17 protein-coding genes and 3 pseudogenes are annotated in these 19584 nt (G+C 50.3%); 6 read left to right on the forward strand and 14 right to left on the reverse strand.

All coding sequences use genetic code 11. From position 1 onward, the window contains the following. Positions 1–435, reverse strand: a 435-nt coding sequence (locus tag B1A75_RS04215; RefSeq protein WP_139761705.1) for a DUF4277 domain-containing protein, incomplete at its 3' end; no start/stop codon positions are given. A 222-nt stretch (positions 436–657) separates the two neighbouring features. Between B1A75_RS04215 and B1A75_RS04225 the strand changes: the two genes are divergently transcribed. Together B1A75_RS04225 and B1A75_RS04230 are read left to right on the forward strand one after the other, a co-directional pair. After that, positions 658–1980: an LLM class flavin-dependent oxidoreductase gene (locus B1A75_RS04225; protein WP_079935807.1), complete on the forward strand. Its 1323-nt coding sequence runs from the start codon at positions 658–660 to the stop codon at positions 1978–1980. Positions 1981–2642: 662 nt separating this feature from the next. Next, positions 2643–4124: a transposase gene (locus tag B1A75_RS04230; RefSeq protein ID WP_079935808.1), complete on the forward strand. Its 1482-nt coding sequence runs from the start codon at positions 2643–2645 to the stop codon at positions 4122–4124. A gap of 284 nt (positions 4125–4408) precedes the next feature. On the opposite strand, the gene B1A75_RS04235 is transcribed toward B1A75_RS04230, so the two are convergent. Further along, the gene (locus B1A75_RS04235; protein ID WP_079935809.1) at positions 4409–5077 is read right to left on the reverse strand and encodes a hypothetical protein; all 669 of its coding nucleotides are present in this window, start codon (positions 5075–5077) and stop codon (positions 4409–4411) included. A gap of 172 nt (positions 5078–5249) precedes the next feature. Between B1A75_RS04235 and B1A75_RS04240 the strand changes: the two genes are divergently transcribed. Together B1A75_RS04240 and B1A75_RS04245 are read left to right on the forward strand one after the other, a co-directional pair. Continuing rightward, on the forward strand, positions 5250–5444 hold the full coding sequence (locus tag B1A75_RS04240; RefSeq protein WP_079935810.1) for an abortive phage infection protein: 195 nt from the start codon (positions 5250–5252) through the stop codon (positions 5442–5444). 199 nt (positions 5445–5643) lie between these two features. Next, complete coding sequence (locus B1A75_RS04245) at positions 5644–6228, forward strand: cell wall hydrolase (protein ID WP_079935811.1); 585 nt, start codon at positions 5644–5646, stop codon at positions 6226–6228. Between the two features lie 172 nt (positions 6229–6400). Here B1A75_RS04245 and B1A75_RS04250 read toward each other — a convergent pair whose 3' ends face one another. The 3 genes and pseudogenes from B1A75_RS04250 to tnpA all read right to left on the reverse strand — a co-directional run bounded on the left by B1A75_RS04250 (position 6401) and on the right by tnpA (position 9602). Then, positions 6401–7276 carry an IS4 family transposase gene (locus B1A75_RS04250; protein ID WP_254866601.1) on the reverse strand — a complete coding sequence of 292 codons (876 nt, stop codon included), beginning with the start codon at positions 7274–7276 and terminating at the stop codon, positions 6401–6403. A gap of 756 nt (positions 7277–8032) precedes the next feature. Then, positions 8033–9199 carry a transposase gene (locus B1A75_RS04255; protein ID WP_254866602.1) on the reverse strand — a complete coding sequence of 389 codons (1167 nt, stop codon included), beginning with the start codon at positions 9197–9199 and terminating at the stop codon, positions 8033–8035. Positions 9200–9203: 4 nt separating this feature from the next. Then, a pseudogene (gene tnpA / locus B1A75_RS04260) lies at positions 9204–9602 on the reverse strand (IS200/IS605 family transposase). A 291-nt stretch (positions 9603–9893) separates the two neighbouring features. On the opposite strand from tnpA, the gene B1A75_RS04265 reads away from it, so the two are divergent. Further along, positions 9894–10076 carry a YkvS family protein gene (locus B1A75_RS04265; RefSeq protein ID WP_044731906.1) on the forward strand — a complete coding sequence of 61 codons (183 nt, stop codon included), beginning with the start codon at positions 9894–9896 and terminating at the stop codon, positions 10074–10076. 34 nt (positions 10077–10110) lie between these two features. Here the strand turns inward: B1A75_RS04265 and B1A75_RS04270 are convergent, their stop codons facing one another. The 9 genes and pseudogenes from B1A75_RS04270 to B1A75_RS04315 all read right to left on the reverse strand — a co-directional run bounded on the left by B1A75_RS04270 (position 10111) and on the right by B1A75_RS04315 (position 17804). Continuing rightward, on the reverse strand, positions 10111–10794 hold the full coding sequence (locus B1A75_RS04270) for an NAD(P)H-binding protein (protein ID WP_079935812.1): 684 nt from the start codon (positions 10792–10794) through the stop codon (positions 10111–10113). 53 nt (positions 10795–10847) lie between these two features. Continuing rightward, a pseudogene (gene queF, locus B1A75_RS04275) lies at positions 10848–11192 on the reverse strand (preQ(1) synthase); the annotation flags it as partial. 629 nt (positions 11193–11821) lie between these two features. Further along, positions 11822–11989, reverse strand: a pseudogene (locus tag B1A75_RS04285) (preQ(1) synthase); the annotation flags it as partial. Between the two features lie 53 nt (positions 11990–12042). Beyond that, on the reverse strand, positions 12043–12777 hold the full coding sequence (queE, locus tag B1A75_RS04290; protein WP_013145944.1) for a 7-carboxy-7-deazaguanine synthase QueE: 735 nt from the start codon (positions 12775–12777) through the stop codon (positions 12043–12045). Continuing rightward, positions 12777–13214, reverse strand: coding sequence for a 6-carboxytetrahydropterin synthase QueD (gene queD, locus B1A75_RS04295; protein WP_074042960.1), 438 nt, complete (start codon positions 13212–13214; stop codon positions 12777–12779). Before queD ends, queE begins: the two co-directional genes overlap by 1 nt. Then, positions 13211–13882, reverse strand: a complete 672-nt coding sequence (gene queC / locus B1A75_RS04300) for a 7-cyano-7-deazaguanine synthase QueC (protein ID WP_079935815.1) — start codon at positions 13880–13882, stop codon at positions 13211–13213. The genes queD and queC overlap by 4 nt, the downstream gene beginning before the upstream one ends. A 171-nt stretch (positions 13883–14053) precedes the next feature. Beyond that, the gene (locus B1A75_RS04305; protein WP_079935816.1) at positions 14054–15166 is read right to left on the reverse strand and encodes a GerAB/ArcD/ProY family transporter; all 1113 of its coding nucleotides are present in this window, start codon (positions 15164–15166) and stop codon (positions 14054–14056) included. 26 nt (positions 15167–15192) lie between these two features. Beyond that, positions 15193–16278, reverse strand: a complete 1086-nt coding sequence (locus tag B1A75_RS04310; protein WP_079935817.1) for a Ger(x)C family spore germination protein — start codon at positions 16276–16278, stop codon at positions 15193–15195. A gap of 11 nt (positions 16279–16289) precedes the next feature. Further along, positions 16290–17804 (reverse strand): spore germination protein, encoded by a 1515-nt coding sequence (locus tag B1A75_RS04315; RefSeq protein ID WP_079935818.1) that lies wholly within the window; start codon positions 17802–17804, stop codon positions 16290–16292. Positions 17805–17946: 142 nt separating this feature from the next. Here B1A75_RS04315 and B1A75_RS04320 point away from each other — a divergent pair, with 142 nt between their 5' ends. Further along, positions 17947–19557, forward strand: coding sequence for a methyl-accepting chemotaxis protein (locus B1A75_RS04320; protein ID WP_074042961.1), 1611 nt, complete (start codon positions 17947–17949; stop codon positions 19555–19557). The last annotated feature ends 27 nt before the right edge of the window (positions 19558–19584 follow it).

Below are 19584 nucleotides of genomic sequence, written 5' to 3' on the forward strand. Positions count from 1 at the left end.
CTCTAACGAGGCCGATTCATACGCGCCGTAAACGGTCTTGTCCGTCGTATCGGCGTGGAAGGCTCGGAGGGAAAGGCCTTCTTTGCGATAAATATGAATCAAGCAAGTGCTGATGACGTTGTGAATGCCAGCCTCATACAGGCGATCGAGATGACGGGCCAACGCATCGTCATTCAACTGGGAAGGATGGAGCCCGGAACGGATGAGTTTCTCACAATCGACCTCCTGAGCCCAATGTTCCAAGTGAACGAGGGCTTGCCGGCCGTCAAACACATTGTAGAGGATGGCCTGAACGGCATCGCTGACTCGCGTTTGGCACTGCGGATCGACGGGCACGAGATGGTCAATCAATTGAGGCAGACCCAGTTTCTTGAATAGGGCACTTATTATATTCAAATAAGAATTGCGATAGACCGCTTCGACTTGAACATCCATGAGAGAAAAACTCCTTCACTTTCCTTGTGTGTCAAGGATTCATTCGACATCGGAACGAAAAAATCCTCCCGATTTTCGTCGAGAGGGTGCGAAATGTGAGTTTTTAGATATTATTATTAATAATTGATAAAATTTGTAATTTTATCTATTTGTCATTAAAATTTATTTAAAGAGCAAAAGTATAGCTTTTAAAAATAAAGAATATCTAGGAGGGGGAAATATATGACAAAAAAAATCCATATTAATGCATTTGAAATGAATTGTGTAGGTCATATCGCTCATGGACTTTGGAGGCATCCTGAAAATCAGCGACACCGTTATACAGATTTGAATTATTGGACAGAACTTGCACAATTATTAGAAAAGGGGAAATTCGATGCTTTATTTTTAGCTGATGTAGTTGGAATTTATGATGTCTATAGACAAAGTAGGGATACTGCAGTTCGTGAAGCTGTTCAAATTCCTGTAAATGATCCCTTAATGCTTATTTCAGCGATGGCCTATGTAACAAAACATCTAGCATTCGCTGTCACCTTCTCAACAACCTATGAACATCCATATGGTCACGCAAGACGTATGTCAACATTAGATCACTTGACAAAAGGTAGAATTGCTTGGAATGTTGTAACTTCGCATCTCCCGAGTGCTGATAAGAACTTTGGTATCAAAAAAATACTTGAACATGATGAGCGTTACGATTTGGCAGATGAATATCTAGAAGTGTGTTATAAACTATGGGAAGGGAGTTGGGAAGATAATGCAGTAATTCGGGATATAGAAAATAATATATATACTGATCCACGCAAAGTACACGAAATAAATCACTCAGGAAAATATTTTGAAGTTCCCGGACCACATTTATGCGAACCCTCTCCTCAGCGTACGCCAGTTATTTATCAAGCAGGTATGTCCGAACGGGGACGCGAATTTGCCGCAAAACATGCAGAATGTGTTTTCTTAGGTGGAAAAGATGTAGAGACTCTAAAATTTTTTGTCGACGATATAAGAAAAAGAGCCAAAAAGTATGGACGTAATCCAGATCATATTAAAATGTTTGCCGGAATATGTGTAATTGTTGGAAAAACACATGATGAAGCAATGGAAAAATTAAATTCTTTCCAAAAATATTGGAGCTTAGAAGGACATTTAGCACATTACGGAGGTGGAACTGGGTACGATTTATCTAAATATAGTTCTAATGATTATATAGGTAGCATATCTGTCGGAGAAATTATTAATAATATGAGTAAACTCGATGGTAAATGGTTTAAATTATCTGTAGGTACTCCGAAAAAAGTTGCGGACGAAATGCAATATTTAGTTGAGGAAGCAGGTATCGACGGATTTAATCTAGTACAATATGTATCACCAGGTACTTTTGTTGATTTTATTGAACTAGTAGTTCCAGAATTACAGAAACGAGGTCTATACCGAGTAGATTATGAGGAAGGAACCTATAGAGAAAAATTGTTCGGTAAAGGAAATTATCGATTACCGGATGATCATATTGCTGCACGATATCGAAATATTTCTTCAAATGTATAATAGCTATATAAATATGGATTTAGAGTTCCCACGTACAACGTTGGCTCATTTGGTCAATACTAATCCTAAGTAAAAGAACAGAAAACCATCCATCTATGAAGCAATTGAAATATCGAATATTCATAGAATCGCAGCAACGTATTCTACAGGTTCATGTGTTGAAAGTTTAAGTTTCATTTATATAGCAGTTCATGACAACTAAAGCAAGTAGATAATATATAAAATGAATATCCCTTTTGCATTCCACATTTGAAAAGAAGAGCATTATATAACCAAAAAATAATCCACCCTTGAGTTGACAACGATTGGGTGGATTATTTTCTACCTACTGTCGATCCTCCTTGAAGGGAACCGTCTATTGCATGACCGGAGGTGTTTCCTTGCTTTTAATAATGTATATTACCTATTGTTTGTTTATTCGTATTTCGCTTATATGTCCCCTGCCTAAACAAAAGAAAAGATAATAAAATCCCGAGTTCGACAGTCACTAGGCAAACAAAATGCCTCTTGCCCCTTGATACAAAAGGGATCGGAGGCATTTTGGGCACACTTCGGGCGTGTATCTAGGTGCGAGGGTGGATGCCTAGAAGGCCGGTGAAAAAGTACACTCTAAGGCAGGGATTTAGGGGGCTTATGTCGAAAAAGGAAGAAAAATCGTTGGAATGGAGCGTGAATGGATCATGAAAGCCCCCAAAAACCCTTCGACTCAGCCTCGGCTGTTTCAAGTCATCGACATGGAGGACCTGATTCCCCCACATCATATCCTGCGCCAAATCAACGAAGCGGTTGACTTTTCCGTCATTCACGATTGGGTGGCTCCCCTGTACACGGAAAAAACGGGTCGCCCGGCAGCGGATCCGGAACGGCTGCTTCGCCTGATGCTGCTCTCGTATTTGTTCGACCACTCCGAGCGGGAGTTGTATGAGATCCTCCCCATGCATGCCGGATACTTGTGGTTTTGCGGTCTCGACTTTGAATCCGTGCTCCATCCGGATCCTCATCACCCCACACTGCCGGATCGAACGACGCTCGTCAAAACACGGAAACGCTGGCGCCAACACGGAATCTTTGATCGGCTGATGACCTACGTGGTGGATCAGTGCATCGCGGCGGGGCTGGTCTCGCCGGATGTGCATGCGGCGGCCGATGGCACCCAAGTGCGGGCGAATGCTTCGATCCACAGCTTGCGGGAAGTCAAGCTCGCTCCGGTGGAAACGTTGGAGGACTACCTCGCCCGCACCGCCCGGGAAGATGAACAGACCGAGTCCCCGGATGCGGACCGGGATCCCGATGACGACCCGCCTTCTCCGTCTCCCCCATCAGGGGAACGCGTCCATGCCGAAGAACGAGGAAACTTCCGTGGAACCACGTTTTCCAACCGGACCCATCGAAGCGTGACGGATCCGGATGCCCGGTTGTACAAGAAAGGCAAAGGCCAGGAAGCGTATCCTCGGTATCTGGTGCACGACGTCATCGACGTCCGGTCGCGCGTGATTTTGTCCAGACGGGCCAGCCTCGCCACCGGAACGGCGGAACGGGAGACGAGTTTGGAGCAACTGGCTTCGATTCGGTTTCGCCACCCGTCGATCACGATTCGGACCTTGTCCGCGGACAAAGCGTATGGCACCACGGAGTATTTGAAAGCGCTCTTCGTCCAAGGCATCACGCCGCTCGTGTCGCTGCGCCGCAAAGAGATGGAAGAAATTCCAACCTGGAAGCGCCGGGCGAAGGATCCCGCTCAGGAAGCACAACGCCAGGCGAAAGTCCGAGAAGTTCAGATTCGCAACCAAGCGAGGCTCATTCAGCAACAGGGCGGTTATCGATCGATTCAAGCCCTTCGCACGCGTTGTGAGCATGTGTTCGCCGAAGGGAAGGAATGTCATGGGCTGGACCGGGCCCGAAGCCGGGGCCTGGACGCCATGGAAGAACAGGCGCTGTTGACCGCCGTCGTGCAAAATCTGAAGCGATTGTGCCGGTTTCGAAAAAAACGAGGGGGGACCGGCTCTTTGGCGTGCGCAAAAACGGAATTTGGAGCAGGAAGTCCTGCTCGTCTTCCCGTCCTTTGGCGCCAAATGGCGGGGAGAATGGTCTCCAAAATTCGACATGAGGGAAGTCTATGCCCCATTAATTCACCGGCCTTCTAGACTTTCGTTCCCAAGAAAAACTCTGTGCCTTATTATACCATCAGCGTCAGTGAAAAAAACATGCCCGCGGCAAAAAAGAGGCGGCCGCAAACGCCAACGCTCCGTCCGGCTGACCCGCAAAGGGTTTGAAACCGTTCCAAATTCAGAAGAGACCGCAGTGGAACAGGGAGCGCCTCCCTTCCACAGCGCCGGATCGTGGGCGTCAACCGACGAGGTCTTTGACACATAGATCATTGTCGTTTTTCGCCAAAAAAGACCGTCTAATGACGGTCTTTTTTGGCATCTTACCGATAGGGGCCGTACGAGATTGGAAAGCCAGGCGCATACGGGGTTCCTTCGCCATAATATGGAGGCAGCGGCGCAGCAGGATAGCCATACGGCATCACCGGGGCATACGGCTGCGGCGCCATCGGCGGATAGTACAGCGGCGCATACGGAAGTGCGCCGGGAACGAAACCTGGTGTTGCACAAGTGCCAGGAACGGCCACGGGAGCCGTGCTGCCAGCCGGAGGAATGTTTTCTGCATACGGGGCCGTCATTCCATACGGAATAGCGGCGTCATCAGGCGTCATCGGCGGCGTGTTTTCTTTCCCACCCATCGGCCAAGCGGAAACATGGGCCATATTCGGCTCGGCTCCTAAACCGAGCGGCGGCGCCGGCGGCATCATATCGGAGCTGTCCGGGCTGTCAAACCCGTCCGGACTGTCTGGACTGTCAAGATGGACCGGACTGACAAGCGGCGCTGGCGGCGCAACCGGTGGACACCAATAGCCATAAGGCGCTGCCGGCGGATAATACGCCATCGGCATCACTTGAGTCGGCGTCGCTTCATTTGGCGTCGTTGCCGATAGCGGAGCCATCGGCGGCACGTTATTATCCATCCATCCGGCTTCATTGTCATGGCCGGAAGAGGTTGAAAACGGACCATTCATATACGGATCCCAATGATTCATTGTTCTCTCCCTTTCTTGCTTATTATTCTCGGGGCGCGTACCCACCCATATTGTATGTCGGAACAAGCAAAGGGTGTTTGCCCGGCCAAAATATAGGTATTTAACCCAACTGGCGTCTGTGATACGATAAATAACGGTGACGATGCCGAATCAACGCTTGGGGGGATATGCGATGGATGAAGCACTGGCGGCCAAGCAAATCGATGAATTGCGCAACGGAATCATCTCCGAACTGTTGGTGAAAAAAGAGGACTTCCCTATTTTTCGTGCCGTGCTCGTCAAACAGCCCGACTTCAAACAGTTTCGCGGCATCGCCCAGCGCGGCGGCCACGTTATTTACCATTATCTTGAATCTCCACGAAGTTGATCTTCCTGTTTTTCCTTCCATCCTATCCCGGCTTTCGCCACAGAAAGCTGGGATGTTTTGTGTGCGAAAAAATTTCCAGCTCCTCTACGACTCTAGTTATTTCAACACATCCAGCATTTTTCCATCAATTAGATAATGACTCATCCTTCTATCCTTGTTACGCTAGTAGCGAGTTTGCAAGACAAAAGGAGGGATGTGGATGAAACAAGCAAAAGCATGGGTAACGGCTATGTTGTGCGGCATATTTTTCTTTGCCGGCCATGCCGATGCGGCGACGATCCACACCGTCAAGCGCGGCGACACGCTTTGGAAAATCGCCAAACAATACGGTGTGCCGCTGAAACAACTGAAACAAAAGAATCGCAAAGGCGATCTATTGTACCCTGGCGAAAAACTCGTCATCCCTGATGCCGGCATCACAGCGGCGGAGAAAGACTTGCTCGCCCGCCTCGTCCATGCCGAGGCGAAAGGGGAGCCATACGCCGGAAAAGTGGCCGTGGCAACGGTCGTGCTCAACCGCGTCGACCATCCGGATTTTCCGGATACGATCCGCGCCGTCATTTATGAGCGCTCTGGCGGCCATTATGCATTCACGCCGGTCGCAAACGGATCGATCAACGAACCGGCCGACCGTGAATCATACCGCGCCGTTGAAGAAGCACTTGCTTTTCGCGGTTTAGGAAACGGCTCGCTCTATTTCTATAATCCGAAAACGGCGAAAAGCAAATGGCTGCGCTCGCGTCCAGTGACCGTCGTCATCGGCAACCACGTCTTTGCTAAGTAAGGCGGGAGCAAGGGGGGCAAGCCTTCATACCCGTCAAGTTTAGCGGTATAAAATTTTTAAGACGATACTCGTGTTCATCCCCGCAGTGAATGATGGGGATCACATCCATTATTGGGCATACCAAATACCCCTCCAGAAGAGGGGTATTTGGTATTTATATCCATATCTAATTCTACCATATCTCTAATTTCGTTAAGATATCTGATGCCGTTTCTTCCCCTTTCCTTCGACCTTTCTTGGCATGTTTTCGTAACAGGGAAAGGAGAGAGAAAAGGTTGATTTCCGCCATATGCGAACGCAAAAGCAACTGGTGCCAATACGATTGGAGAAGATCGAGCGCTTTCTGTTCACTGATTTGAATGTCTTCCTTTTGATGCCAATACATCCGAGCTTGAAACAGAAACGTCTGGGTGGCCAAAATGGCAATCAACGTCCCGTATAAATGGCATTCGAAACGTTCTTTTTTCATCTCCTTGACTTTCTCCAAATCAAATACGGATTTCCAGGCTTTAAACAACCATTCCATTTGCCAGCGCAGGGAATAGAGCTCATAAACCTGTTGACCATCAAACGACTCTTGTGGTAAATTCGTCAGTAAGATGTGGTATTTCTTTTGTTCGAGGGTTTGGCGTGCCAGCGCCTTCCCTTTTCTTTTTTCCTTTTTTCGCACATACGCCATCCGTTTTTGCCATTCTTCCGCCGTCAGACGTCGAAAAATCAAGCGTGGGATATACAAGCGCTCATGCCCGATGTATACATGCTCCATTTCCACTGATTCCCCTTCCTCTAATTGATTCCCAAGGGATTCCCAATCCCATTCCTTCCACTGGCCATTCTCCTTGATATACACTTTCATATCGGAACGGAGCCGAGTAATAGAATACGCTCCGCGGGCGTCGATCTCGGCCAGTGCGGCAACGGAGAAAAAGCCCAAATCCCGAATACATAGGTCATTCGGTAAAATCGTGTGCTGGGCATGATAGGCAAAACGGGCGTCCGAGTCATTGGCCGATTGAACGCATAGCTGAAGGCAGGCGCCGGATAACAAATCATATTCAAACTAAAGTTTTGCCCCCGACGAAACGGAACCTCGATAGTCTTCCCCATAGTCAGCGGGAACCAAAAAGCTGGTTGAGTCCAAAATCCGCAGGCGGGTAAAACAAGTTCGATAGGTCTCCATGGCTGACAAAAGCAACGGACGTTGATGCAGAAGGAGAAGGAAAAACACTTCTCGCAAAAATGCTACGGCCCGATCGGTAAAACGCTGATTCAAGCCTTCGCTTGAAAGGGAACAGCCATGCCAGAGCGTCAAGGCCGCACACAACCGCTGAAGCGACTGTTTTGCCAGTGAGCCATCTCCCCATGCACAGAGAGTCAGAAAGGCTTCCGCCGTTAACGAACGCTGCCGCCGGATAAAGCCTGTTTTCCGTGCGAGACGGGTTCATTCTTCGGGAGAAAAGAGTTGACGAATGGTTTGAATCCATGCTTTCATTTGTTTTTCCATGAAAAAAATCCTTTCTAACGTGGAGTGTTCGTTAGAAAGGATACCATGTTTTTGACGATGCACAAAGACCAAAATTCTTAACTTGATGGGTATGGGGCAAGCCTTCTCTGCTTTTTCTTTATCATCTCCCGCCGAGAAGACTCCCACTTTCACGCGTGAGCGTAGGTGGGAGAGCGTTCAAAGTTTTAGGCCACAGGTGATTTAGTGAAAAAGCGGCTCCATCACGTTGTTTCTCAATTTGATAAACCATTTGACACTCCACACGCCTAAAGGCGTGGGATTCTTGGGTCGTTCGCGTCCTCATCCATTTCTAGTTCGGACAACGCCCAAGTTCAGGGGTGTGCCATCACCCCGTCCCATCGGGTTAAGATGTACCCCAATGGGCGGCGCACCTGTGACCAGTGCGCTAGGTTCGGCGCTCAAGCCCGAAATCGCTTTGGCGATGTTGATGGCGCCATTCAAGTCGGCATGGATGGTGTATCCGCACGCTTGGCATTGGAAGTGGATGCCGTTGCGGTTGGCTTTCTCCCGATGCCCACATTTACACGTTTGGCTTGTGTAGGTCGGCTTCACCCACTCGACCCGAATCCCTGCCATCTCAGCTTTATAGGCAATCATCGTTTGCAGTTGATGAAACGCCCAAGAGTGAAGGCTTCGTCCTGCTTCTTTGGCCGATGCTGCCCGCTTTCGAATCCCCGTCAACTCTTCCATCCGAATCACGCCAACACCGTTGGCGAGGGCAAAACGGACGAGTTGACGGCTGATTTTGTGGTTCATATCCTTCATCCAGCGGGACTCTTTACGGCCGATTTTGCGAATCATATGGAGCTTCTTGGCTTTGCCCAACGTTCGCCGCAAAGCCGCATATCGTCGRCGCACAAARGCGCATTGGCTGCCCTTGAAAAACAACGATTTCGTTCCCACGCTGGCAACGGCGATATAGCGAAGCCCAAGGTCAACCCCCATCACCTTTGTTTCGTGTCGTGGCTCCACTTCAAAGGTGATGGTGATAGCCAAGTACCATTTCTTTCTCTTTTTGTAGAGCTTGGCCGCCCCTTGTTTGGCGGTTCCATGAAGCAGCCGATTCAGCCATGCTTCTTGATAGGGGCGCGTGACCACTGGCACGCCAATTCGCTTCTCCAGTGTGGGGAATGAAACCGTGTAGAACTCCCCTTTCTTTTCCACCTTCACGTTTTGATTGTTAAAGCAACACCATAATGTTCGAAACTTCCTTGTTTTCTGATTTTTCTTTCGGGACTTCACTTCTCGAATCGTCTGATTCACGACGGCGGAAGGAAACCGCTGCGATGAAAATTCTTTAAATCGTTTGCTCGTCGCTTGATTCAGCTTGGGATGATTCAACAGCCAATTCGCAAACGCGGTATTCACTTCTGTCATCCGTTCGTACATGTCTTGTTTGACTTTCGTTGGGTTGTGCAGCTCCAGCTTTAGTGTGATGGTCGGCATGGATTCACCCCCTTTTCTTTTGAGATTCCACATAACGTTTGATGATTTCACTTGATACATTCCCTGCTGTACTAACGAAGAAAGAGCGTGTCCAAAGACTCGGCAGATGAGACAAGTGTTGAAATTCTTGCCTTAATCGTCTGGAAGTCACTCCTTTCACTTTGGCCATCATGTCTGATGGAGAATCAGAAGGGAGACAATTCAAAAATAAATGACAATGATCAGGCATTACTTCCGTAGCAAGGATGATTCAGTTATTCTCCTGACAAATGTCTTCTACTAACCGCTTGAATCGCTCCTCCACTTTGCCCACCAGCACTTTTCTTCGATAGCGCGGGCAGAAAACAAAATGATAGTGAATGAAAGATACCGTTGTTTTCGTTCTTCGATATTCTTGTTCCATATTATGAATTGTATCATTTTCATAGTCATACTGCAACATTTGGAAATAAAAATGGTTGCTCCAAGCCATCCCATGAAGGGATTCCAGAACAACGCCGTCTTTCCTCCCACGATGAAAACCATGGGCTTTCAGACGGCTTTTTTCTGTAAGATCAGCTCTCTTTTCCAGTTGGAGACCACCGATTTGGTGAAAAAAGTTGTTTTTCACCAGCCTTTTAGGAAAGAAACCCCTTTACTTGCAGTGGAAAATAAGGCAAACTAGAACAAAAGACGATGAAAAAGGGGAATGATGATGACGAATAAAAAAGCGAAAGTCGGAGATATTATCGAGTTTAAAAATGGACTGCGCGGCATTGTGGAGAAGGTGAATGAAAACTCAGTCATCGTTGATTTGACGTATATGGAAAACTATCGTGAACTCGATTTGCAAGAGCGGACAGTCGTCAATCATAAAAACTATAAAATCATCGAATAGAAAAAAAAGAGGCTGCCAAGAGCCTCTTTTTTGTTTACGAAATGCGGGCGAGTTCATCACATTCATAGATATGGACGCCGCTCGTTGCTGACGCCGCCCGGTAAAACATGGCCAAAGCAAGCTGATGGGCGTCAACCGGCTTATACTTTTTCCATTTGCCGATGAACAAAAACGGAAGACGGCATAACAACCACCCGCCTAACGCTTCACCGAGGCGGAACTCCCGACGCTTGCCGACAAGCAGCGACGGACGGAAAATATGAAGCGATGGAATGGAAAGCCGCTGCAACGCTTCTTCCGTCTCTCCTTTGACTCGCTGGTAGAAAAACGGCGAACACGGGTTAGCGCCAACCGAAGAGACGGTCAAAAAGCTTTTCACGCGGCACTTTTCCGCCAGCGCCGCGGCGCGCAGCGTATATTCATAGTCGACTTGAATGAACTGCTGCTTTGTTTTCGCCTTTTTGCGCGTCGTCCCTAGGCAGCAAAACACATCGTCCACATAAAAATATCGTTCGTACGATTCAAGCCGCGCAAAATCGACGACGACTTGCTGCAGCTTTTCATGTTCCACCGGCAGCGGAGTGCGGACGAAAATCGTCACACAGCGGTACAAATCCGACTGCAGCAACAGCTTCAGCAACTCTCCGCCGACCAAACCGCTCGCCCCAAGCAAAAGAGCTGTTCTTCGCTCCAACGCTAAAACCCCCAAGGCAAACATTCATTGTCCATTATATAGGAGTTGGGGCGAAAAAACTACCTCTTTTTTCATCTCTAGCGGTTGTCGACTTTTTCTGGATACAAGTCATGATTGAGCAGCCGGTATTCCGCCATTTTTTCGTATTTCGTCCCCGGGCGCCCCCAGTTGCAGTACGGATCGATGGAAATGCCGCCGCGCGGGGTGAATTTGCCCCACACTTCGATATAGCGCGGTTCCATGACTTTAATCAAATCGTTCATAATGATGTTGACGCAATCTTCGTGAAAGTCGCCATGATTGCGGAAGCTGAACAAATACAGCTTCAGTGACTTGCTTTCGACGCATTTTTTGTCCGGGATGTAGCTGATGTAAATCGTCGCGAAGTCCGGTTGTCCGGTTTTTGGCAACTGTTTGCTGAAGCAAACAGGTGGACTATATCTTATTCTTATTCAGCTGCGATACTGAATAAGAACCCTTGCGCTTCCACCGCGGCAACAATGTGCAACGGTGTACTCTACTCTCTTCCTTCAGAGCTACTCTTACTCGCTTCACCCTGAAGTGATTTCGATAGTCTCTGCACCTTCCTCAAACGGAGCAACCGCTTGCCGTCTGAGGCTTGGCTCAGGGTCGGAAAAGTAGGGGGTTAAAAGATGAATAAGTTGATTTTCCTCATTAACCCTAACCCCATTGTATAATATTAGTCCAGACTTCGAGTCCGTACTGTTGGATAATCTTCTCTTTATCTGAATGTTTCGGAAGCCCATGAACTTGACGCCACCTCTCAAGACTTGACCAATCGAGCCCTAATTCACAAGAAAGTTCATGGATACTTTTCCCGTTATAAATAAACTCTTTAATGAACCACTCTTTATCTCTCCAAGGGGCTTTGTCCAATACAAGCACCTCCAACAAGAACGTACGTTCCTTGCGGTTGCTTGTATTATACAACAAGACTCAATCCATTGTCTATAAGTCTCCCCCTACCCTTTCTTCCCCTGAATTCACAAGGTTTAGCCGACAGCGTCACCGCTGAAGTGTGCCCTTATTGACACAACGTCGTAAACTCCGGACAATTGAACTTCACGAAATAATCCCGGTCAGGATGTTTGTTGTCAAACACTTCAAGAAGATTGGGATTGTACGTAAACGAATACGTTGTCCCTTGATTGCCAAGCAGCGTCAAGTCTTTCAATTCTTCCTCTTTTCTTCCCGCCATTCCTTCATTCCTCCCTTATTTATCAATGCAAAGTGAGCCGCCGCACCCCCGCTTTACACGCCGCGCTTGTTTCCCCAAAGAAGCGTGTGCAGCTGCGGCAGGATGTGGACGTCTGCCAGCTCCTCCGAATCGGCGGCTTGTTCCACGAGCCATTCCAACCGACTGAGAAGCTTCGCGCGGAGTGCATCCACATCCGAATCGGCCACATCGGCGTTTCCTGTCTGCAAATAAAACGGAACACCTGGGTAGCGGCAGTGCACCTCTTTCGCATACGCCAAATCGGCGTCATCAAAGACGACGACTTTCAAGCTGATGCGCCGCACCCGGCTTTGGTCAGCCTGCAGCCGTTCAATGATTTGATCGAGCGCCGACCAGTCGGTGTTCATCCCCGAGCTTGGCGGCTTCGGGGAAAGGGTGACGTCGTCAATGTCAAGCAGCCAATCCTGCCAACGGCTCCCTTGCGTTTCAACCGCGACCCGCATCCCTTTTTCATGAAGAAGCGCGATGAGCTCCCCAAGAGCCGCAATCAGAAGCGGGTTGCCGCCTGAAATCGTCACGTGGCGGAAGCGGCGGCCGCCAATGGCTTCAAGCCGCCGCCAAATTTCGTCTGCCGTCAGCTGCTCGATCTCGTCTTTCGCTGATCCGTCCCACGTAAACGCCGAATCGCACCAGCGGCAGCGGTAGTCGCAGCCGGCTGTGCGGACGAACATCGTCTTTTGGCCGATCACCATTCCCTCTCCTTGGATGGTCGGACCAAAAATCTCCAACACCGGAATCGTGCGCGCCATTACCGCTCCCCCGCTTTCGGCCGGTAGACGACATAACTTGTCGGCGTTTCGCGGACAAACACTTGCAAACATTTCGGCTTGTGCGGCAGCGTATCCAAATAGCGCTGAATCGTTTCATAAATCGTGCGCGCCACCACTTCCGACGTCGGAAACCGGTTCGGGTCATGACCGTCAAACCAATCGCTATGGTCGTTGAGCAGCGTATGGTCCAGCTTGCGATGAACGAGCTGTTTTAACGTTTGAAAGTTGACTAAAAAACCGCTCTCATCGAGCTCATCGCCGGCGACCGTCACATTGACGATGTACGTGTGACCGTGCACGTTTGCGCAGCTCCCGGCCGCTTCGTGCGGGATGAAATGGGCGGCGGCGATGTGCATATCTTTGTTCAACTCATAGCGATAGTTATGCATAACTTGCGGATACAACTGATGCATCATCGCACCTTGTCCCCCGCCTTCTCCCGCAAATACTCGTCAAGTCCGCGCTTGCGCAACACGCACGCTGGACATTCGCCGCAGCCGTCGGCGATGATGCCGTTATAGCACGTCAGCGTCTTCGTGCGAATGAACTCGAGCGCCCCAAGCTCATCAGCGAGCTTCCACGTCTCCGCTTTCGTCAGCCACATGAGCGGCGTATGAATGACAAATTCGTAATCCATCGCTAAATTCAGCGTGACGTTCAATGATTTGATAAACACATCACGGCAGTCCGGATAGCCGCTGAAATCTGTTTCGCACACTCCAGTCACAATATGGCGCGCGCCCCGCTGTTTGGCGAACACGGCAGCGAATGATAAAAACAATAAATTGCGTCCGTCAACAAACGTCGTCGGCAGCTCACCTTCCTTTTGTTCAATGGCAATGTCGCGCCGCGTCAAGGCGTTCGGCGCCAACTGCCCGAGAAGCGACAAATCAAGCACTGTATGGCGGACGCCAAGCTCGTCAGCGATCGCTTGAGCGACGTCAATTTCCCGGCGGTGGCGCTGGCCGTAGTCAAACGTCACCGCTTCGACTTCCACAAACCGCTTTTTCGCCCAAAACAAACACGTCGTGCTGTCTTGGCCGCCGCTGAAGACGACAACCGCTTTTTCTTCCTTCCTCTTCATGTTGATCAACCTCCTCCTGAATCGGCAGAAGAAGAGGTTTCCAAAACAAAAAAGGCCATACCCCTAGGATACAGCCGTCCCTAGTTTTTTATAGAGGGTTTTGCTAGAAACCTCTCCCGTACAAATGTACGGAATTGTTATTCTTCTGTTTTCTTTTTTACTATATCATATTCACGGTTTTTGTTGTAGCGTCTTTTTCACTTTTTCCGCCGCCCATACGTACACATACAAAAGCGGAACATAGACGGCGACAAGATAAAGCCCGGCCTCAGCTGTCCATTTCATCAACCGATCGATATCGGTTTTCTCTTGAACAAACAGCGTTCCGACAAACAAGACGGCAAGCAGCACAGGCAACGAACGGCGTTGCTGAACGGCAAACAGCTGTTTGACCACGCGCGTCGCCGCCCAAATAGAGACCGCGATGATCGGGAACACAACGAGTACGTAAATCGAGATGACAATATACTCCATCCGCTCGATAAACGGCACTTCTGGAATTTTGGCAAGCGTCAGCGTCGGCCATGTAATATGCTGAATTTGTTCCTTGTTATAAAACACAATCGAAATCAACATCACAACAAGGTAAATGAACGTCGTGAAGGCATTGGCAGCGTGCGCCCACTTTTGCGAGGACGGAGCATTTTTTAAAAACGGGTAATACATGAGCAACATTTCAAACCCTAAACATTGAAGCGTCATCTCTTTCGATGCTTTTGCCAATTGCCCAAACGAATGGTCGAACACCGGCAATAAGTTCCGGTATTGAGCATACTCAAGCGGAAAGAAAACCATCGGAAAAATCGTCAACAGCGGAATCACGACTCCCCAAACGCATAAGCCGGCGACGACGCGAAACCCGCCGAGGACGGCGTAATACGTCAGCAGCAAAAAAACGAGGCTGAACTGCCACACACCCATCAACGGGAACACCCATACTTTAATAATTTCAATGTATGATTGAAGCACCATAAACGCCGCCAACGCGTAGTAAAAAAGCAGCCCAATGCTCAGCGCTCCGCCGATCCACCGCCCGAAGTACCGTTCATGAAGCGACACGATGTCTCCTCCGGACGGCGAGTAGGAAAGCAGACGATACATGAGCCAAACGAGCCCATGCGCCGCCAGTCCGGCCAGTAAGACAGCCATCCAAGCATCCTGCCCCGCCTCTTTCATGAGCGGGCGCTGAAAGGTGAGCATCCCGACGCCGACTTGCGTTGAATGAATGACAAAAAACACAAGAAACGGGGAGATGAGAAACCGTTCCTGAATGGCCTGCTTCATCGTTATCCCTCCTCATGATCCCCGTCTTATTCGCCAATGCCTGTATGGACGATGTCCACCGTTACATGCGGACGGATGTCGATATCCGGGTATTCGCGGTAAAACGCATCGGGATCCCAATGTCTTGTCACGCTGCGGACAAAATCGCCGATGCCGAGCGGATCAATCCGTTTTTTCTGAAAATAACGGAATAACCGGCGCATATTATGCTCTAATTCGCTTTCCATTTTCTTCTTTACATCGTCAAACAAATCATCTCCCGGCTGATCGAGCCATGACGGGTAATCCCTTACCGACGCATGGATATGGACGAACACGTCAATCGCATGGCGGCTTCCATCACGCTTCCATTTGTAGATCGGCTTCGCCCATAAGTTTTGCAACATCACCCGATCCTCGCCCCGTTTGCCACGATTCCCAACTTTCAGCTGATAGACGCCGTTTTTCGTTTCCCCGAGCAAAATTTTCATCAAAAACGAATCGCGCAAACTAATATGCCCGACATATTTGTCGTCGCGAAACAAAGCGACCCCTTCGAGCTTGACGAAATCTCCTTTTTTCTCAAAGTACGGCAAAAACGGGTCACTCCCCGAGGAAAAATAGCGATACAAAAACAAGTGCAAATTCGTCTTCGGCAAGTTCATCGACTGTTCATTCTGCTCCACAAGATTCGGCAAATACAATGTATCGCTTAGCGTCGTTTTCGCCGTGATTTTCAGCAACTCCCGGGCACTCTCTTCCGCCACGCCAAGCAACAAATGGCTGCCGACTTTGTTGTTGCGCGCGAGGCTATGCGTAATTTGCGTCACCCCGCGCCTAGCGAACTCCCGGCCAAACAAAATGAGCCGCAGCTGCCCTTCCTCAATCGGCAGCGCCGATTTCGATGACAGGCGCGGGATGAGGTCATAGATCGTCGGCGAGGTCGTCGTCAATACATTCGGCTTTGTCATCGGCCCCTGCTTGAACGTCGGGTAGACGGCAGTGCCGGTGTAGCGGCCGTTCTCGAAATCATAACCCATCTGCTGGATAATTTGAATTTCGTCAATCGGCCGCGAACTGGCGCAGCCGCTAAGCAACAGAAGCGCACCGATCCATGCGAGCTCACGCCTCATCATGATCCCCCTTACTCATCAATATCGCGTTTTTGCTTCGCCTCGTTCGGATCATAGCGAAACCGCGACCGCGGGCGAAGGAACATCGGCCGCTCCGCCGTTTCACTGTATGGCGAACGAATGAACGTATCGCGGAAGTTGCGCACACGAAGCGGATAAAACGGCAGCAAATACGGATAGCCAAACGACTGCAGCCGCCCTAAATGAATGAGCAGTCCACAGACAGCAAAGATGATGCCGATCCCGCCCCAGAAAGCGGCGAACAAAATAAATGGAAACCGGATGAACCGAATCGTGTTGGACATTTTGAAAATCGGCGTTGTAAACGAAGCGAGCGCCGCCAACGCGACGACAATCAACAAAATCGTACTCGTCAGCCCGGCATCAACGGTTGCTTGCCCGATGACAATCCCGCCGACAATCCCGAGCGTTTGCGCGACTTTCGTCGGCAGCCGCGCCCCGGCCTCGCGCAACAGCTCAATCGTAATTTCCAAAAACAGCACCTCGAGCATCGGCGGAAATGGCACGTTCGAGCGTGAATAAATGATCGGACCAAGCAAGTCTTCGGGGATCATTTCGTAATGATACGTCAGCACCGCCACATAAATCGGCGACGCCAACACGGAAAACGCAACGCCGAAAAACCGAATGAGCCGGAAAAACGTACCGAGCACCCACGGCAGATAATAGTCTTCCGGCGACGTAAAAAAATCGAAAAGGGCGGCGGGACCGATCACGGCATACGGGGAGCCGTCGCAAAAAATGACCACTTGCCCCGAGGCGAGCGCATAAACGGCCCGTTCAATCCGCTCGGTCGAGATAAAGAGCGGAAACGGCGTCCGCGAATTGTCAGCAAGCAGCTGATCCAAAATGGCATTGTCAAACACCACATCAAAATGGATCGTCTCAAGCCGCTGCGTCACCGTCTGTATGATGTCTGGATTGACCACGCCGTCGATGTAGGCGATGACAACTTTCGTTTTCGACACCGAGCCGACCGACATTTCCCGAAAGATAAGGTTCGGCGTCACCACTTGACGGCGGATGAGATGCAAGTTGACGCCGACATTTTCCACAAATCCGACTTTGGGCCCAACGACGCTGAATTCGTTTTCCGAATCATTGTTTTCCCGCAGTCCTAATTTTTCATCCGCCGCACTCATGAGCGCCACCTTGCCCGGCTGCTCGCGGAAGCTGACGGCGACAAACCCTTTCAATACCTTTTCTTCAATCAGCGCTGCATCTTCGCTCACCTCAATGCGCTGAATCGGCACGATTTGCTGCAAGTCTTCCAGTCGGACGGTCGGATGCTGGGGAATGTCGTTTTGCAAATGGCAAAGAATCCGCTCTTGCAGCACTTGCGGATCGACGAGCGAATCAAAATAGTAAATCGACAGCTCCTTGCCCCCGACGATAAACGACAATTCAACGAAGTCGCTTGATTGCCGCAGTTTTTCCCAAAGCTGCGAAATGGGCCGCTGCGGGGGGCGCTTTTTCTTTTTTTTCCAAAATGAGAACAAACCCACGGACATCCCCTCGCCTTTCCGTTTACGGCATAGTCTTCCAATCATCCAACATTTTTATGCATCCCCCTTCTTCCCTATTGATTCGACAAAATATTCTATATATTATTGAGGATAGATAAAAACGAAAAAAGGAGAATCGTCTATGAGCGAATTGACGAAACGGCGCCGGGCGAAACGGGCGTTGAAAAAAGCGACGGAGACTGCGGAAGCGCTGCGGCGGTCAATCGACCGAACGCGCCCGCTTGAGGAGCAGCTCGACCGCATCCGCGCCTTGTTGGATGAACGGCTTGGCCATGATGAATATTTTGTTCTTGTCGATGAAAACGGATACGGACTCGTCCATACGAACCGCCTCCGTGAAGGGCGGGTGTTTGCCGACCCGGTCGGGCTCGCCGCTGCCCGCACGAACGAGCCGCTGTTGCAAGTGTACGAACGTGATACAGGCGAAGTGTTGATTGACGCCAGCTGCCCGCTTTGGACGGAGCCGGGCGGAAGGCGGATCAATTTGCGGATGGGGCGGCTCATGCATCGTCCGTATTTGCAATGGGTGTTAGCAAGCATCGCCATCGCGCCCGCAGCCGTCGGACTGGCCGCTTCCGCTGCCGGGGCGCCGCCCGTTTTTGCCGCGCTGTTCGCCGCTGCGGTTGGGCTTGGGCTTGGCGCCGCCTGGCATCGGGCCATTGCCGCCCAGCTTCGCCATTGGTACAGCGTCGCCCGCACCGTCTCCTCCGGCCAACTGCAGGCGGAAGTGAAAACGACGAAAAAACGGGATGAATTTCATCAAATCGCTTACGAAATCAACAAAATGATTCTCGGCATCCGCACGATCATCGCCGAGCTCGGCAAAGCGGCCAAAACAGTGCATGATGTCAGCCATGAACAGCAGATGGAAATGCGCCGCCTTTCTGAATCGTTTGACGAAATTGCCGCCGCTGTCGAAACGTTCCGCGAAGGAGCGAAACAACAAACGGCCGCCGTAGAGCAAGCGGATGACGTCATCCAGCAGATGGTGGAACGCGTGCAGTTCATGCGGGCCGCCGTTGAACGCGTCGTACGGCAGGCGGGCGACGCCTGGTCGTCAGCGGCCGAAGGCATCCGCCTCATTGAGGAAACGAAAACAAACATGGACGCGATGCAACGCGGCATCGGCGAAACGACCGCCCTCATCGACAAAGCAGCCAATGAAGCAGCGCGCGTTCATGAGATGATCGCCGCCATTCGCACGATCGCCAAGCAAACGAACTTGCTCGCCTTGAACGCTTCGATTGAAGCGGCGCGGGCCGGTGAAGCGGGCCGCGGCTTTTCGATCGTCGCCCAAGAAGTCCGGAAGCTCGCTGAAGATACAAACGCCTTCGCCGCTGAAATTTTCGCTTCGCTCGACGCCATGACGAACGCGCTCAAAGAAGCCGTGCATGCGATGCAAGGAAGCGGCCGCCACGTCGAAAAAACGAAAGACTCTCTTTGGAAAACAGGGGAGACGTTCACATCGTTTCAAGGCATGTTCGCCCAACTGAACGACTTGCTTCAGCAAAACGAAGCGTATGTTAACGCCATCACCGCCGACGGCGAGCAGCTCGGCGGACTGATGGGAGACGTACGCACCGTCGCCGCCGATTTTTCAAACATGGTGCAAGAAACAGCGACTGGGCTTGAGCAACAAACGCTCGCCCTTCACCAACTAGCGCGGGAAGCAGACACGTTGGCTGCGGCAGCGCGCGATTTAGAAAAAATGATCGCCCGCTTCCACTCATAACGAAACGAAACCCTTTCGTCCCCCTTC

Origin of the sequence: Geobacillus sp. LEMMY01 (assembly GCF_002042905.1) — a bacterium.
GTDB classification, from domain to species: domain Bacteria; phylum Bacillota; class Bacilli; order Bacillales; family Anoxybacillaceae; genus Geobacillus; species Geobacillus proteiniphilus.